The following is a 15,230-nucleotide window of genomic DNA, read 5'->3' as shown; positions in this document are numbered from 1 at the left end:
CACGGCCTACCCGTGGTTGCGGATCCGTTCGAGCATCAGCTGCTCTCCGGATCGCAGATGCTCCACGAGGAGAGCGCGGGCGGTGGGGAAGTCGCGACGGGCAATGGCGTGCGCGATTGCCATGTGCTCGTCCAGGGTCTCGTCGGCCCGGCCTTCCGCCGCGAGGTGCCGGCCACGTTCGATGTGGCTCTCCATCACCGCGTACATGTCCCGAATCCGCTTGTTCCTGCTGCATCCGACGATCCGTGTGTGGAACGCGTTGTCGCGGAGGAAGTAGTCCGATGTGCGGGCGGCCGGAATCGGCCGCTCGTAGCCGTCGAAGAAGTGCTCGATCTCCACGATGGCCTTCTCGTCCGGGTGCTCGGCCAGCTCGTCGACGCCGACCGGTTCGAGCAGCACGCGGACCTGGAAAAGTTCGCGCACGTCGTCCTCGGTGAAGGGGCTCACGACCCATCCCGCCCGCCCGCGCGACGCCGTGAGGCCCGCTGCCTCGAGCCGGTGGAGCGCCTCCCTGACCGGGGTGCGGCTGACGCCCAGCACCGCGGCCAGTTGCCGATCGCGCAGCGGTTCCCCGGGGGCGAGCTCGCCGGTGATGATCGCCATCCGGAGGGAGTCGAACGCCCGATCACCGAGCTGCACGGGCTCGATGGGAACGAGCGCTTTCATGAGATCTCCTCCGATCAGTGCCGCCTCGGTGTCCGGGCGATCACGGAACCGACGGCGCCCGCACTCCCCAGTGTTCGTTGCGCCGGTCGGCGGCGCCGGCATCCTCTCATTCCGCGATCGGTCCGCTGTGTCGCGCCGGCGCCCCGAGGCTCGAACCGCCCGGGGCCTACGCCAAGCCCTGGCACGTTGTGCACCGAATTTGGTATACCGCACTCTACACGCCGTACGAGACCCCCAGGAGACTCCCATGCCCGTCGACTGTCGCCTGTACGCTGAGATGCCCTTGCCTGCCGCCGACGTCGTCGACCGTCTCCGACGGCTGGCGACCTCGCTCGTCTCCGACGTCTTCGGACGATGGGCAGGAGCTCCGGGGCTCCTGCCGGTGGCCGGCCTCGCGCCCGGGCAGGTAGTGGCGGGAGCGGCGTTGACAGTGCGCACCCGGCCCGGGGACAACCTGGTCGTCCACAAGGCACTGGACATCGCCCGGCCCGGCGAGGTTCTCGTCGTCGCGGCGGCGGGAGCGACGGACCGGGCGATCCTCGGTGGTCTGATGGGTCGGTATGCAAGTACGAGGGGGCTGGCCGCCCTCGTCGTGGATGGCGCCGTTCGTGATCGTTCCGAACTCGGGAGATCCGCTCCACCGGTGTTCGCTGCTGGCGTGAGCCACCTCGGGCCGTACAAGGACGGGCCCGGCGACCTGCGGTGCGACGTGTCGCTGGCGGGCGTGGCAGTGCAGGACGGCGACCTGGTTCTGGGGGACGAGGACGGCGTGGCCGTCATCCCGCGCGCGCGCCTGGAGGACGTGCTCGTCGCGGCCGAGGCGAAACGCGAGGCCGAGGCGTCCGAGACTGCCGCGATCGCAGCGGGAACGTGGAACCGCGCCTGGGTCGACGCCGGTCTGCGCATCCACGACGTGCCGCGAGCCTGACGCCGCAACCGTCGTCTTGACCGCTCGTGGCGTTCTGGATACCGTCATTTGGTATTCCACATACCCACATACCAAGGAGGAGTAATGAGGCTCCGTCGTGCAGGCCGTGCACTCGCAGCGGCAGCTCTCCTGCTGGGCGTCGCCGCCTGCGGCGGCGGGGCCGGAGCGCCGGCGACCGACGGCGCCGTCTCCTTCGACCGGCCGGTCACGATCTACATCCCGACGCCGGCCGGCGGCACGTTCGACATCGTGGCGCGCGGCCTGGCTCCCGCACTCGAGGAGGAGCTGGGTACGACCGTCCTGCCGGTGAACATCGAAGGGGGCTCCGGGGCCGTCGCGGCCGCCCGGCTGGCCGCGGATCCCGCGAACGGCCACCAGATGCTGATCGTGTCCCGGACGATCTCGACGCTGCCCTACACAGGAGCCCCACAGGTGGACCCGCTCTCCCAGTTCGCGCCGGTGGGCGTCGTGGTCAAGGACGTGGCGGGTCTGACCGTGCAGGCGGACGCGCCGTACGACTCGGCCGCGGAGTTCGTGTCCTACGCCGAACAGCACCCGGGCGAGGTGCATGTCGGCACGAGCGGAGTGGGAAGCGTCTGGCATGCGGCCGGCCTACTGCTCGGGCAGGCCGCCGGCGGGCTCGAGATGGAGTACGTGCCATACCCGGGTGGCAGGGACGCCGGTAACGCGGTGGCGTCGGGTGAGGTCGAGGCGACCACGATCAGTCCGGCCGAGGCCGTCGCGATGGTCGACGCGGACCGCGCCAAGATGCTCGGGGTGATGTCGGAGCAGCGGTCGCCGCTCTTCCCGGACGTGCCGACGCTCACCGAGCAAGGCATCGACATCGAGTACGCGGTCTGGCGAGGACTGGTCGCCAAGCAGGGGACGCCGGACGCGGTGCTCGCCGCGTTGGAGACGGCGGTGCGCAATGCCGCGGGGTCCCAGAGCTTCACGGACGCGATGGCGCAGGCCGGTGTGGAGATCGCCTACGAGGACGCCGCCGCTCTGCGGGGGCACCTGGAGCAGGAGGACCAGCTCGTGCAGAGCCTGTTCGGGCCCCTGGGCATCCTCACGACCCGGCCGGAGCGCTGACCCGACCTCCAGGGTCGACGACAGTGCCTACAAGAAGGGGTCAGTAGATGCGCGACACCATCCTCGGCATCGCCTTCGTGATCATGGGGCTGCTCATCGTCGTGACGACCCACGACTACCCGCCCGCCGCCTCGCTGGCCGCCGACCCGGCGCTCTTCCCCAGGGCGATCGGCGCCGGCCTCGGCGCCCTGGGTGTCCTCATCGCTGTGACGAGCCTGCGGGCCCGCAGGTCGGAGGAGCGGAACCGATCAGCGGTACCGGACGCCACGGCCGAGCAGTCGGAGGTCGGGCCCGGGCCGGACGCGGCCGACGGCATGTCACAGACGATCTGGCGCGTCGCGCCGTTCGTCGCCGCGGCCGCGGTCTACGTCTGGGTGGCGTTCTCATCAGGCCTGGGTTACGCGACCTCGACCTTCCTCTTTCTCACCGTCCTGATGATCTGGCTGTCGCCGAAGCGGAACATCGCGTCGTACGTGTCCTCGGCGGCGCTGTCGGGTGCGATCAGCGCGGCACTCTACGTGACGTTCGTGTTCGCTCTCAGCGTTCCGATCCCGCCGGGAATCCTGCCGTAGTCGTTCGCGCTCCCCGAAACTGTTCGAACGGAAGGGAATCAGCGTGGTCTTCGCCGCTGCAGGTTCGCTGTACACCGACGGACTCTCGCTCGTGTTCAACCCGCTGACAATCCTGCTGATCGCCGCCGGGACACTGCTGGGAATAATGTTCGGGGCGATGCCCGGCCTGACCGCCAACATGGGCGTCGCGCTGCTGGTGCCCGTCACGTACTCGATGTCGGTGACCCAAGCGATCGCAATGCTGATCGGGATCTACCTCGGTGCGCTGTACGGGGGCGGGATCCCCTCCATCCTCATGAACCTCCCCGGCACACCGGCGGACATGATGACCGGGATCGACGGCTACCCGATGACCAAGCGGGGTGAGGGCGGCAAAGCGCTCGGTGTGAGCACCACCTCGTCCTTCCTCGGCGGCATCGGCGGCGCACTGGTGCTCGCGGTGATGGCGCCGATGATCGCGTCGGTCGCCGGCAGCTTCCGCTCGCAGGAGTACTTCGCGATCGCCCTCCTCGGTCTGACGGTCATCTCTTACATTGCCGGGAAATCGCTGTTGAGGGGTCTCGCGAGCGGGCTAATCGGATTGTTCATCGGCACGATCGGCATCGACCTGGTCTCGGGCTACCCGCGGTTCACCTTCGGTCAGGCGGACCTGCTCAGCGGTGCCGAGTTCGTGGCGGTGGTCATCGGCGTCTTCGGCGTGGCTGAACTCCTCGAACAGGTGGGCAAGGCGCGCCACGGGAAGGCGGTGATCCCCCAGAAGCTCGACAGGGTGCTGCCCTCCTGGTCGTTGCTGAACCGGCTGAAGTGGGTCATCGTGCGCTCGTCGGTGACCGGCGTCGTCGTCGGTGCCGTGCCCGGCGCGGGCGCCACGATCGCCGGTGTCGTCTCCTATGGTCAGCAGACCCGGCTGTCCAAGCACCCCGAGCGGATGGGAACGGGCGAGCCCGAAGGCGTCGCGGCGTGCGAAGCGTCCAACAACGCCTGCGCCGGCGGCGCCATGACGACCATGCTTTCGCTCGGCATCCCCGGCGACTCGGTCACCGCCATCCTGATCGGGGCGCTGACCCTGCACGGGGTGACGGCCGGGCCGCTGCTGTTCGAGGAGGACCCGTCGCTGGTCTCCGCGATCTTCCTGAGCCTGGTCGTTGCGAACGTGTTCCTCCTCATCTTCGGGCTCGCCGCGGCGAAGCGGTTCGCGCAGGTCGTCAACCTGCCGCGGCACATCCTGATCCCGGTGGTCATCGTCCTGGCCGTCGTCGGGACCTACGCGCTGCGAGCCACCTCCTTCAACGTCTTCATGATGCTGGCGTTCGGTGTGCTCGGCCTGGTCATGGCGGCTTTCCGGGTACCCAAGGCGCCGCTGGTGCTGGGCCTGATCCTGGGCCCGCTCATGGAGATCAACCTGCGCCGCTCCCTCACGCTCAACGACGGTGACCTCGGCGCCACGGCGCTGTCCTTCGCGTCCAGCCCGCTCTGCCTCGTCATCTTCGCGATCGCGCTGCTCCTGCTGGCCGCACCCGCGCTGCAGCGCGCGACGGGACGCCGCCCGGCCGTGGTGTACAAGGAGGAGGAGTGATGTCTGCGGCACACACCCAGCCGTCGAGAGCGAGCGGGGGCCCGCTCGTCGTGGTGCGGCGGGAGGCGCGCGTCGCCTGGCTGGTGATCAACCGGCCGGAGGTCCACAACGCCCTCAGCACGGCCACGAACCACCTCCTCCGCGCGTCGCTGGAGGAGCTGGACGCAGATCCGGGGGTCGGCTGCATCGTGATCAGGGGTGCGGGGGAGCGCAGCTTCTCGGCCGGCGCGGACCTCCGCGAGGTCACCGGCAAGCCGGGGGAGCAGCTGCAGACCGAGTTCGACAGCATCGTCGACAGCATCGAGACGATCCGGACGATCGGCACACCGGTGATCGCGGTGGTTCACGGCTATGCCTTCGGTGGCGGGCTCGGGCTGGTCGCCGCGGCCGACATGGCCATCGCGTCCGAGGACGCGCTCTTCGCCACCCCGGAGATCACGCTCGGGCGGTTCCCGCTCATCATCAGCGCCGCCATCCTGCGGTCCGTTCCGGAGAAGAAGGCGTTCGAGATGGCCTTCACCGGCCGGCGGTTCACCGCCGCGGAGGCCAGGGACATGGGACTCGTCAACACGGTCGTCCCCGGGAGAACCTGTGGGACGACGCCCGCGGTGTGGCCGACACGATCGCGTCGTACAGCTCCACCGTGCTCCGGATGGGCAAGCAGGCCCTGCACGAGGCCGCGGACATGGAGTTCCGGCAGTCGCTTCGGCACCTGCGGAACGTCCTCACCCTCAACGCGCTGACGGCCGACAGCGCCGAAGGCGTTCAGGCGTTCCTCGATCGCAGGCCGCCTCGGTGGAACGAAGGAGATGTTGCACGGTGAGCAAGGATCTTCCCCTGGCCGGGCTGACGGTCCTCGACATGTCGCACCTGGCGGCGGGCCCGTGGTGCACGATGGTGCTGGCCGACCTCGGCGCCGACGTCATCAAGATCGAGCGACCAGACGGTGGCGACATGTCCCGCCAGGCGGGGAGCGTCTACGCCGGCGGCGAGAGCGCGGTCTTCCTCTCCCTCAACCGCAACAAGCGCAGCGTCGCCCTGGATCTCAAGCGGCCCGAAGCCCGCGAGGTGCTCACGCGCCTCGCCCGGAAGGCCGACATCTTCGTCGAGAATCTGCGCCCGGGGAAGACCGCGGAGCTCGGCGTGGACTACGCGAGCCTCTCGGCCGTCAACCCCCGCATCGTCTACGCGTCCATCTCCGCCTTCGGGCCGGACGGGCCGCACGTCGACCTGCCCGGCAACGACCCGATCATCCAGGCCCTGTCCGGTGCCATGAGCATCACCGGCGAGCAGGACGGGCCGCCGGCGCGACAGGGCGTCAGCGTGCCCGACTTCGGTGCCGGGATGATGGCGGCCTTCTCGATCCTCGCGGCCGTCGTAGGGCGCGGCGAGAACGGGCCCGGACGGCACCTCGACCTCAACCTGCTCGACGTGGAGATCTTCGCGCTCGGTCCGAGGGCTCAGGAGTTCCTGCTCAACGGCGAGGAACAGCCGCGGCTGGGGAGCGGCCACCCCCAGTTCGCGCCGTACCAGGCGTACCGCTGCAAGGGCGACCGCTACCTCTACATCGCGGCGATCAACGACAAGTTCTGGCGCATGCTCTGCGCCGCCCTCGGCCGGCCCGAGCTGGCCGAGCACCCCGACTTCGGGACGAACGTCGAGCGGACCCGCCGTCGCGAGGCCCTGGCCGACCTGCTGGAGCCGATCCTCCTGGAACGGGATCGGGACGAATGGCTCGGCGTCCTGCAGGCCCACGGCGTGCCGTGCGGTCCGGTCAACACCCTCGGCGAGGCGATGTCTGACCCGCAGGTCGCGCACAACCAGCTGATCCGCACCATGGAGCATCCCGCGGCCGGCTCGGTGCGGACGGTCGGCCTGCCGCTGCGGATGGACGGCGACCCGCTGCCGGTGCGGTCCGCGCCACCGCTGCTGGGGGAGCACACGGACGAGGTGCTTTCGCAGTACGGCTTCGGGGACGACGAGGTGGCCCGGCTGCGCGCGACCGGAACCGTGGCGGGCGGCTCGTGACCCCGGTCGTCGACGCACCGGTCCTGCTCCGGGTGGAGGGCCCGGTGGCAACCGTCGTCCTCAACGACCCGCCGCTGAACCTCCTCGGCGCTCGTGCCAAGGCCGACCTGACGCGGGTGTTCGAGGACATCGCCGGCCGTACCGAGGTGCGTGTGGTGGTGCTGCGCGGAGCGGGGTCGCGGGCTTTCTCGGCGGGAGCCGACATCCGGGAGTTCCCGGAGCGCATCCGAACCGGTTCCGCCCGTAACGTCTCGCGATCCGGGCAGCGCATGACCGCGGCCATCCGGGGCTGCGGGCGGCCGGTGATCGCGTCGATCGACGGCGTGGCGTTCGGCGCCGGACTGGAGGTCGCCGTGGCGGCGGACTTCCGACTGGCGTCGCACCGTGCGCAGTTCGCGTTCCCGGAGGTCACCCGGGGGGTCTTCCCGGGCAACGGCGGCTCCCAGCTGCTGACGCGCCTCATCGGCCCGTCGCGGGCGAAACGGCTGATGATGTTCGGAGCGCCGATCGACAGCGGGGAGGCGTTCCGCATCGGCCTGGTCGACCAGGTCGTTCCCGACGGGCGCTTGGACGAGACGGTCGAGCGGTGGGCGCGAGAGCTGGCCGAGCGGCCCGCGGTGGCCGTGGGCTGCGTCCGGGACCTGGTGGACCGCGGCGGCGCGACGTCGTTGGAGGAGGGCCTCGCCATGGAGGCCGAGCTGTTCGCACGGGTGTTCGCCACCGATGACGTGCGCGAGGGAGTCGCTGCGTTCTTCGAGCGACGGCCGCCGTCCTTCGGGCATCGGTGACGGGCAGCGGTGACGGGCAGCGGGATCGGGCGACCGGAGGCGACAGGAACATGACGACGATGGACGACACGACGGCGCGGCAGGCAATTGCTCAGCGGGCGATGGAGCAGGTGCGCGTGGGCTGCGAGCAGGTGGTCCGCCTCATGGAGCGGGCGCCGGAGGGTGCCGTGCCCCGCTTCAGCTACCGCACCGGCGGCTACGAGCTCGCGCCCGCGTACCAACCCGACTCGTGGGCCACGTTCCAGTGGGTCGGGTTCCTCACCGGTCGCCTGTGGCTGGTGGCGGAGCACTTCGGTGACGAACGGATCGCGGGGGCCGCATCCCGGCTGGCTCATACCGTCGCGAACTGTCTGAGCCTCCGCCCACCGGGGTTCTCGGCCGCCGGCAGCGACCTGTTTTACGCCGTCTGCCTGGGCGCGCGCTGTACCGGTGATGCCGCGCTCGCCGAGGCCGGGCGGGCCGCGGTGGACCGCTACGCCGAGAACTTCGACCCTCGGCTGGGTGTCTTCTTCCAGGTGCCCGGGGTCAACCGGGCCGTGATCGACACGGGGCTGAACCTCTTGTCGTTCTACTGGGCGGCGAGCGACGATCCCTCCTGTCAGGAGATCGCGGTTCGGCACAACGCCAACCTGTTGGCCGCAGGGATCGTGCGCCCCGATGGATCCACGTACCAGGCGATCGAGTTCGACCTGTCGGCGGGCGAGCCGGCCCGTCGCTGGAACATGCAGGGCTACTCGGACGAGTCGACCTGGGCCCGTGGGCAGTCCTGGGCGCTGCACAACTACGTCAACGTCTACGAGGCGACCGGCGACCCGGCCTTCCTCGAGGTGGCACGCCGGGTGTGCCGCTGGTACGTCGACCACCTCCCCGAGGACCACGTCCCGTTCTACGACTTCGCCGACCCGCAGACCCCGGACATCCCGCGTGACTCCTGTAGCGCGTCGATCGCGGCCAACGCCCTGCTGCGACTCGCGCGCCTGGACCCCGAGTCGGCTGTGTGGGCGCAACCGGCAGGAGACGCGATCGTCGACGAGCTGCTGCTCAACTACCTGTCACCGGGCGGTGTGCTGCTGCACGGCAGCTGGGGGCCCCTGCCACCGGAGAAGGTCGGAGCGGGGATCAGCCGCTTCCCGCTGGAGGACGTGATGCCCTACGGCAACTACTGGGTCGTGGAGGCGCTCTACCGCCGGCTCCACGACGACTGGACCCTCCTCGCCCTGGGCGGGAACCGGACCTCGTCGTGACCGCTCCGCTGACCGGGACCACCGTCCTGGACCTCACCCACTTCGTCGCAGGGCCGTGGTGCACCATGCTGCTCGCCGACCTCGGCGCGGACGTCGTCAAGGTCGAGCCGCCCGGCGCCGGCGAGATCGGTCGCGCGATGGGCGGGGTGTTCGCGGCCGGCGAGAGCGCCATCTACCTCGGCTTCAACCGCAACAAGCGCAGCGTCACCCTGGACCTGAAGAGCCCGGAGGGACGCGAGGCGGTCCATCGGATGGCCCGCACGTCCGACGTCGTCGTGCACAACCTCCGGCCCGGGGCCGCCCAGCGCCTCGGCATCGAACAGCAGCGCCTGCTGCAGCTCAACCCGGCGCTGGTCTACTGCGAGATCTCGGCGTTCGGCCAGGACGGTCCCTACGTCCGCCGGCCGGCGAACGACCCCATCATCCAGGCGCTCAGCGGGGCGATGCTCGCGGGCGCGGCGCCGTCGGGCCGCCCCGTCCGCATGGGTGTCAGCCTGCCGGACTTCGCAGCCGGTGTGCTGGCGGCGGTCGGGGTGACCGCTGCCCTGCACCGGCGAGCGCGCACGGGTCGCGGCGGAACCGTGGATCTGAGCCTGCTGGACGCCCAGCTGTTCGCGCAGGCGGACATCCTCGCCCCGCTCCTGGCCGGTGCCGGTGCCGCGCAGGACGCAGTGCGCCGGCCGCAGGACTGGTCCGGTGTCTACGCCTGCCGGGACGACGAGTACGTACACGTCGACGCGGGTGACGGCGCTGCGTGGCGCACGGTCGGCCAGGCGCTCGGGCTCGATACCGGGGCCGACGCCGGTGAGGGCGCCGCTGTTCGCGGCGTCCTCACGGAGGCGCTGCGGGGTCGCGCACGGGAGGAGGTCATCGCACTGCTCCGCGCTGCGGGCGTCGCCTGTGCCCCGGTCCGCACCCTGCCCGACGTGATCCGCGCCGCGGAGCGCCGCACGATCACCACCCGCCACCCGACGATCGGCGACCTCGTGCACCTCGCGACACCTGTCGACGCCCACCCACCATGGCCTCGACGTGCGGCACCGCCACCCCTGCTCGGCGAGCACACCGAAGAGGTACTGGCCGAGCTCGGGTACAGCGCCGACGCCGTCGCCGAACTGGCCCGTCGCGGTGTCACGACTGCGGCGACGCAGCCGGTGAAGGTGGCGACGTGAGCCGCGCCGTGCCCCAGCGCACCCTGGCCGGCACCGACCTCGCCGTGGGACGGATCGTCCTCGGCACCATGACCTTCGGCACGCAGGTCGGCGAGGCCGAGGCGACCGCCATGGTGCGCACCTGCCGCGAGGCCGGCATCACCATGTTCGACACCTCGAACAACTACGGGGCGGGCGCGGCCGAGCAGATGCTCGGCCGGATCGTCAGGCCGTTCCGCGACGAGGTCGTCCTCGCGACCAAGTTCGGGAGCCCCGTCGACCAGTCCGATCCGGAGGCGACCGGGCTCTCCCGCCGCGCAGTACGGCGAGCGGTCGACGACAGCCTCCGCCGGCTCGGCGTCGACCACATCGACGTCTACTACATGCACCGGCCGGACCGGGACACCCCCGTCGAGGAGACGCTCGAGGCGCTGGACGAGGTGGTGCGGCAGGGCAAGGTCCGCTACCTCGGCCAGTCCAACTTCGCCGCCTGGCAGATCACCGAGATGCTCCACCTGGCGCGCGCCCACGGCTGGGCCGAGCCGCTCGTCTCGCAACCCCTCTACAACCTGCTGGGGCGCCGGGTCGAGGCCGAGTACGCCGCCTGCTCCGCCCACCTCGGACTCACGAACATCACCTACAACCCCCTCGCCGGTGGGCTGCTGACCGGCAAACACCGGCGGGACGGCCGGCCGCAGGCCGGCACACGTTTCACCAAGGAGATCTACCGGGACCGCTACTGGAACGACGACCAGTTCGACGCGGTCGAGCGGCTGGGCGAGGTGGCCTCCGCGGCAGGCCTGACTCTGGTGGAGCTGGCGTTCCGCTGGGTGCTGGGGCGCCCCCTGACCGACTGCATGCTGCTCGGCGCCTCCGGCATCGACCAGCTGCGCAAGAACCTGGACGCCGTCACCGGGCCCGGCCTGGAGCCCGACGTGCTGGCGGCGTGCGACGACGTGTGGAGGGGCCTCGAGGGGGCCGCTCCGCACTACAACCGCTGACGCCGGCCGACCCGGTGAGCGCGATCGGAAGGACATTGCGCATGGAAGCAACCGTGGAACACGCCAGGACGCTCCTGACCGCTGCACGGCAGGTGGTCGACCGGGCTGTGGCCCGTCTCGCGGTCGACGTCCGAGGGGCGAACGGCCGCGTCGACCTGGAGCGGCTGGACCGGGAGCAGGCGATCGTCTACGACCTCTCCGCGGCGGCCTGCCTCGTCGGCGCTGGCGAGGCGATGCTGCCCTGGGGCGAGTCGGGCGGGCTGGCCGAGATGCTGACGACGGCGTTCTCCGGACACGTCGTCGCTGAGGTGAACTCCCGCCTGCAGGGGCGGGAACCGGCCTGGGGCGTCGAGACCCTCCCGTGGCACGGCGGGGACGTGGCGCTGGCCTTCGCCGCGGCGCGCTCGGTCGAGCTCCTCGACCGCATCGCCGAGCAGGTGACGACGGGGCCGCTTCCCAGTCCTCCGCAGACCGACGAGCTGGACATGGCGCGGCGGGTCTTCCGGGACTTCGCGAGGGAGAAGGTCGCCCCGCTCGCGGAGGCGGTGCACCGCAACGACAGCGACATCCCCGAGAGCATCATCAGCGACTTCGCCCGGATGGGCCTCTTCGGGATGGGGATCACGGAGGAGTACGGCGGATCGGCGTCGGGTGGGCCCGCCGGGCACAGCGAGAACGACCTGCTGGCCATGGTGGTGGCCACCGAGGAGATCACCCGCGGCTCGATGGGGCTGGCCGGTCCGTTCATCACCCGCCCCGAGATCCTTGCGACGGCCCTGCTCAAGGGCGGCGCGGAGGAACAGGCCAAGCGCTGGCTGCCCGGGGTCGCCTCGGGCGAGCTCATGGTGGCCGTCGCGGTGACCGAGCCGGACTACGGGTCGGACGTCGCCGGCCTCACCACCACGGCCACTCGCGAGGGAGACCACTACCGGATCAACGGTGTGAAGACATGGTCGACATTCAGCGGCCGGGCTGACCTCCTCCTGGTGCTGGCGCGCACGGGTACCCGCGAAGACAAGCACCGCGGGCTGTCCCTGTTCGTGATCGAGAAGCCGCGGTTCCCGGGGCACGCCTGGGTCCACGAGGGTGAGGACGGGGGCCGCATCGACGCGCGGGCGATCAGCACCATCGGGTACCGCGGGATGCACAGTTTCGAGATCAGTTTCGAGGACTACCTGGTGCCCGCGGAGAACCTGATCGGCGGTGAGGCCGGCCTGGGTAGGGGCTTCTATCTGCAAATGAACGCCTTCGCGAACGGGCGGATGCAGACCGCGGCACGAGCCGTCGGTCTGATGCGGGCCGCGTACGAGTCCGCGGCGAGGTACACGCAGGAGCGGCACGTCTTCGGCGCGCCCCTGGCGGACTACCAGCTGACCCGGACGAAGCTCGCCAGGATGGCCTACCTCATGGCCGCCTGCCAGGCCTATACCTACCGCTGCGCACACCTCATCGCCGAGGGCGGGGGACAGCTCGAGGCCTCGATGGTGAAGTCACTGGCGTGCAACGCTGCCGAGTGGGTCACCCGCGAGGCGCAACAGCTGCACGGCGGCTACGGCTACGCCGAGGAATACCCCGTGTCCCGGTACTTCCTGGACGCGCGAGTCCTGTCCCTCTTCGAGGGGGCCGACGAGACGCTCGCGGTCCGTGTCATCGGGAAAGGACTCGCGGAGAGGGCGCTCCGCTCATCTCCCGGAGGTGGTTTCGATGGCAGGTAAGTTCGAGGTGTACGAGGATCGCGCCGGTCAGGTTCCGGCTCAAGGCGAGCAACGGTCAGGTCGTCGCCACCGGCGAGGCGTACAAGACCAAGGCTGCGGCGAAGAAGGGCTGCGAGTCGGTCCGGAAGGCAGCCGACGGCGCTCCGGTCATCGAGACTGACTCGTCGCGCAGCCCTCTGGCTGGTACCGAGCGATGCCGGTGGGTGAGTGACTAACTGAGTGACAACCACGCCGCAGCAGCTTGGATCCCGCTGGACTTCGACGGACGTCGTGACCAGCAGGGAGCGGCATACGGGCGCGTCAGACCGGTCGCACGACTGGGGGCCAAGGGGTCGCAGGTTCAAATCCTGTCGTCCCGACGGCGTGATGGGCGGTTCCTTTCAGTGTGGGGGGAGCCGCCCATCGCTGTCTCTACCTGCGGAAACGCGCCGATGGTGTCGGCGGCGGCGGTCGGGGCGATGATCGCCCAGAGCGCGATGGCGAGGGTCACGGCGGCTGAGCCGTAGAAGACCACCGGCTTGATCCGGGTGCTCGGTGCTGTTGCCTCCTTGAGGCTGGCGTGACGGCACGTGTGGAAACGGATGATCCATTTCGTGGATGTGGTCGCAATGTGGTCGCACCGGGCCAGACCGCGGGCACCGTCGCGGTGGGGTGTGTCGTGGTGCCCACTGGCAGGCGAGGGCCGGTCCGATCATCGGGTGGTCGCGATGTGGTCGTCAGGCGGCATGTGTCGTGTTCTCGGCCGAGGTGAGCGCGGTGTCGATGGCGTCGACGGCTTCCTGGGCGACGTGGCGGAGCAGGTGACCGTAGACCTCGGTGGTGGTCGACAGGGTCGAGTGCCGCATCGTCTTGGACGCCATCGCCAGCGGGACTTGCGAGGACAGCATGGTCGTGGCGGCGAAGTGGCGTAGGTCGTGCACCCGGATGCGCGGCAGGCAGGCCTGGTTGCTCAGTTGGTCGAGGTGGCGCAGCACGTACTCGGGTCGAAGGGGTTGTCCGTCGTGCCGAGTGAACACCAGGTCCTGGTCGTGGTAGGCCGGGCCGGTGGCCAGTCGGAGGACACGTTGCCGTTCGGCCTGTCGTTGCAGTGCGCGAACGGCGCGGGCGGAGAGCCCGATCCAGGTGTGGCTGCTCTTGGTCTTGGGCGTGGTGAAGTTCGGCGTGGTGTTGTTGATGTTGGACAGTGTGTAGTGCACGAATATGACCTGGGCATTGGAGTGTTCCCGATTCGATTGACACCGATTTAGGCTGCCAGGTCGGTTAGTTCTCTGAACCCTAGCTCGTATTCTGCTGGTGTCAAGTATCCGAGGGTGGAGTGTCGCCTTCGGCGGTTGTAGTAGCCTTCGATCTACAAAAGCGTCTGCTGGCGGACCTCGGTGACGTCATTCCACGGGCGAGTGTGGATGAGTTCTTTCTTGTAGGTTGCGAAGAACGACTCGGACACCGCATTGTCGAAGCAGGTGGCGCGGCGACCCATCGAGCGGACGACCCCGTTGGCGGCGCAGAAATCGGTGAACTCCCGACTCGTGTATTGCGTTCCGCGATCGCTGTGCATGATCACTCCGGCCGGTGGGCGGCGGGTGACCGGGGCGGCGGTGAGGGCCTCGATGATCAGGCTGGTGCGCATGTGGTCGGCCACGGCGTAGCCGACGACCTTGCGGGAGTGCAGGTCGATCACGGTGGCGACGTACGCCCAGCCGTCCACGGTCTGGATGTAGGAGATGTCCCCGCACCAGCGGGTGTCTGGGGCATCGGCGGTGAAGTCGCGGCCGATCAGGTCCGGGGCGTCGATCGGTCGTAGACCTGCGACGGTCGTCTGCTTCCACGCCCTGGGGTGGCGTCCTTGCAGGCCGGCGGCGCGCATGAGTCGCCAGACCCGCTTGCGGGCGGTCCGGTAGCCGCGCACGACCAGCTCGGCCCACACCCGGCGCACGCCGGGGTCACCGTGCAGGTCTCGGTGGATCTCTCGGATGGTGTCGGTGAGCTCGGCGTCGGTGCGTTCCCGCTCGCTCGGCCCGGCTTTGAGCCACCGGTAGTAGCCCTGGCGGGCCAGGCCGAGCTGGGCGCACATGAACGTGACCGGGTACGCGCCTTCGGCAGCCCAGTCCGCGATCGCCGCGTACTTCACGGCTGTTCTTTCGCGAACCAGGTCGCTACTTTTTTTGCGAAGTCCCGCTCCATCCGCAGGGTCGCGTTCTCTTTCCGGAGTCGTTCCAGCTCGGCTCGCTCCGGCTCGGACAGATCCGAGTCCGGGACACGCCCGGACTCTCGCGCCTTCTTCACCCACTTGCCTAACGTCATCTCGTGAACGCCGATACTCTTCGCCACCTCGGCGATTGTTCGGCCGGAATCGAGGACGAGGCTAATACTGCAACGGCACTTCGGCGTGTCGTGAGAGGCTGAGGCTCGTCCGGCGGTGATGATCACCGCGTGGTGGATCTTGCTGGGTGGGTCGCGTCGTTGGATGCG

The 15,230-nt window shown here is 69.8% G+C and carries 17 protein-coding genes; 12 read left to right on the top strand and 5 right to left on the bottom strand.

The window, feature by feature from the left end:
• Nucleotides 1–6: 6 nt before the first annotated feature.
• Nucleotides 7–666 (bottom strand): GntR family transcriptional regulator, encoded by a 660-nt coding sequence (locus CFP66_RS50105; RefSeq protein ID WP_158228462.1) that lies wholly within the window; start codon nt 664–666, stop codon nt 7–9.
• Between the two features lie 277 nt (nt 667–943).
• On the opposite strand from CFP66_RS50105, the gene CFP66_RS44680 reads away from it, so the two are divergent.
• From CFP66_RS44680 to CFP66_RS44630, 12 genes are all read left to right on the top strand, one after another.
• Nucleotides 944–1,594, top strand: coding sequence for a methyltransferase (locus tag CFP66_RS44680; protein ID WP_198962120.1), 651 nt, complete (start codon nt 944–946; stop codon nt 1,592–1,594).
• Between the two features lie 84 nt (nt 1,595–1,678).
• On the top strand, nt 1,679–2,686 hold the full coding sequence (locus CFP66_RS44675; protein WP_094931466.1) for a tripartite tricarboxylate transporter substrate binding protein: 1,008 nt from the start codon (nt 1,679–1,681) through the stop codon (nt 2,684–2,686).
• Between the two features lie 47 nt (nt 2,687–2,733).
• Nucleotides 2,734–3,258: a tripartite tricarboxylate transporter TctB family protein gene (locus CFP66_RS44670; protein WP_094931465.1), complete on the top strand. Its 525-nt coding sequence runs from the start codon at nt 2,734–2,736 to the stop codon at nt 3,256–3,258.
• A gap of 43 nt (nt 3,259–3,301) precedes the next feature.
• Nucleotides 3,302–4,834, top strand: coding sequence for a tripartite tricarboxylate transporter permease (locus CFP66_RS44665; protein ID WP_094931464.1), 1,533 nt, complete (start codon nt 3,302–3,304; stop codon nt 4,832–4,834).
• Nucleotides 4,834–5,577, top strand: a complete 744-nt coding sequence (locus CFP66_RS44660) for an enoyl-CoA hydratase/isomerase family protein (RefSeq protein WP_094931463.1) — start codon at nt 4,834–4,836, stop codon at nt 5,575–5,577. The genes CFP66_RS44665 and CFP66_RS44660 overlap by 1 nt, the downstream gene beginning before the upstream one ends.
• A gap of 76 nt (nt 5,578–5,653) precedes the next feature.
• Nucleotides 5,654–6,862, top strand: coding sequence for a CaiB/BaiF CoA-transferase family protein (locus tag CFP66_RS44655; RefSeq protein ID WP_094931462.1), 1,209 nt, complete (start codon nt 5,654–5,656; stop codon nt 6,860–6,862).
• Nucleotides 6,863–6,906: 44 nt separating this feature from the next.
• Entirely contained in the window at nt 6,907–7,650 is a 744-nt protein-coding gene (locus CFP66_RS44650) for an enoyl-CoA hydratase/isomerase family protein (RefSeq protein ID WP_158228461.1), read from the top strand.
• Between the two features lie 59 nt (nt 7,651–7,709).
• Nucleotides 7,710–8,894 carry a hypothetical protein gene (locus CFP66_RS48345; protein WP_158228460.1) on the top strand — a complete coding sequence of 395 codons (1,185 nt, stop codon included), beginning with the start codon at nt 7,710–7,712 and terminating at the stop codon, nt 8,892–8,894.
• On the top strand, nt 8,891–10,066 hold the full coding sequence (locus CFP66_RS49730; protein ID WP_158228459.1) for a CaiB/BaiF CoA-transferase family protein: 1,176 nt from the start codon (nt 8,891–8,893) through the stop codon (nt 10,064–10,066). Before CFP66_RS48345 ends, CFP66_RS49730 begins: the two co-directional genes overlap by 4 nt.
• Nucleotides 10,063–11,046, top strand: a complete 984-nt coding sequence (locus tag CFP66_RS44640) for an aldo/keto reductase (RefSeq protein ID WP_233160252.1) — start codon at nt 10,063–10,065, stop codon at nt 11,044–11,046. Before CFP66_RS49730 ends, CFP66_RS44640 begins: the two co-directional genes overlap by 4 nt.
• A 41-nt stretch (nt 11,047–11,087) precedes the next feature.
• The gene (locus tag CFP66_RS44635; RefSeq protein ID WP_094931458.1) at nt 11,088–12,761 is read left to right on the top strand and encodes an acyl-CoA dehydrogenase family protein; all 1,674 of its coding nucleotides are present in this window, start codon (nt 11,088–11,090) and stop codon (nt 12,759–12,761) included.
• Nucleotides 12,731–12,976 carry a YegP family protein gene (locus CFP66_RS44630; protein ID WP_233160256.1) on the top strand — a complete coding sequence of 82 codons (246 nt, stop codon included), beginning with the start codon at nt 12,731–12,733 and terminating at the stop codon, nt 12,974–12,976. The genes CFP66_RS44635 and CFP66_RS44630 overlap by 31 nt, the downstream gene beginning before the upstream one ends.
• A 501-nt stretch (nt 12,977–13,477) precedes the next feature.
• Here the strand turns inward: CFP66_RS44630 and CFP66_RS44625 are convergent.
• The 4 genes from CFP66_RS44625 to CFP66_RS48855 form a co-directional block, all read right to left on the bottom strand.
• Nucleotides 13,478–13,957: a tyrosine-type recombinase/integrase gene (locus CFP66_RS44625; protein WP_233160250.1), complete on the bottom strand. Its 480-nt coding sequence runs from the start codon at nt 13,955–13,957 to the stop codon at nt 13,478–13,480.
• 47 nt (nt 13,958–14,004) lie between these two features.
• Nucleotides 14,005–14,109, bottom strand: coding sequence for an IS3 family transposase (locus CFP66_RS50575; RefSeq protein WP_369805289.1), 105 nt, complete (start codon nt 14,107–14,109; stop codon nt 14,005–14,007).
• Nucleotides 14,110–14,889, bottom strand: coding sequence for an IS3 family transposase (locus tag CFP66_RS44620; protein WP_198962119.1), 780 nt, complete (start codon nt 14,887–14,889; stop codon nt 14,110–14,112).
• Nucleotides 14,886–15,230: transposase (locus tag CFP66_RS48855; protein WP_233160249.1), on the bottom strand; the 345-nt coding region annotated here is incomplete at its 5' end. The genes CFP66_RS44620 and CFP66_RS48855, both read right to left, overlap by 4 nt.

It is taken from the genome of Pseudonocardia sp. MH-G8 (assembly GCF_002262885.1).
GTDB lineage: Bacteria > Actinomycetota > Actinomycetes > Mycobacteriales > Pseudonocardiaceae > Pseudonocardia.
The sequence above is the reverse complement of the archived record's forward strand: the minus strand, read 5'-3'. Positions and strand labels throughout refer to the sequence as shown.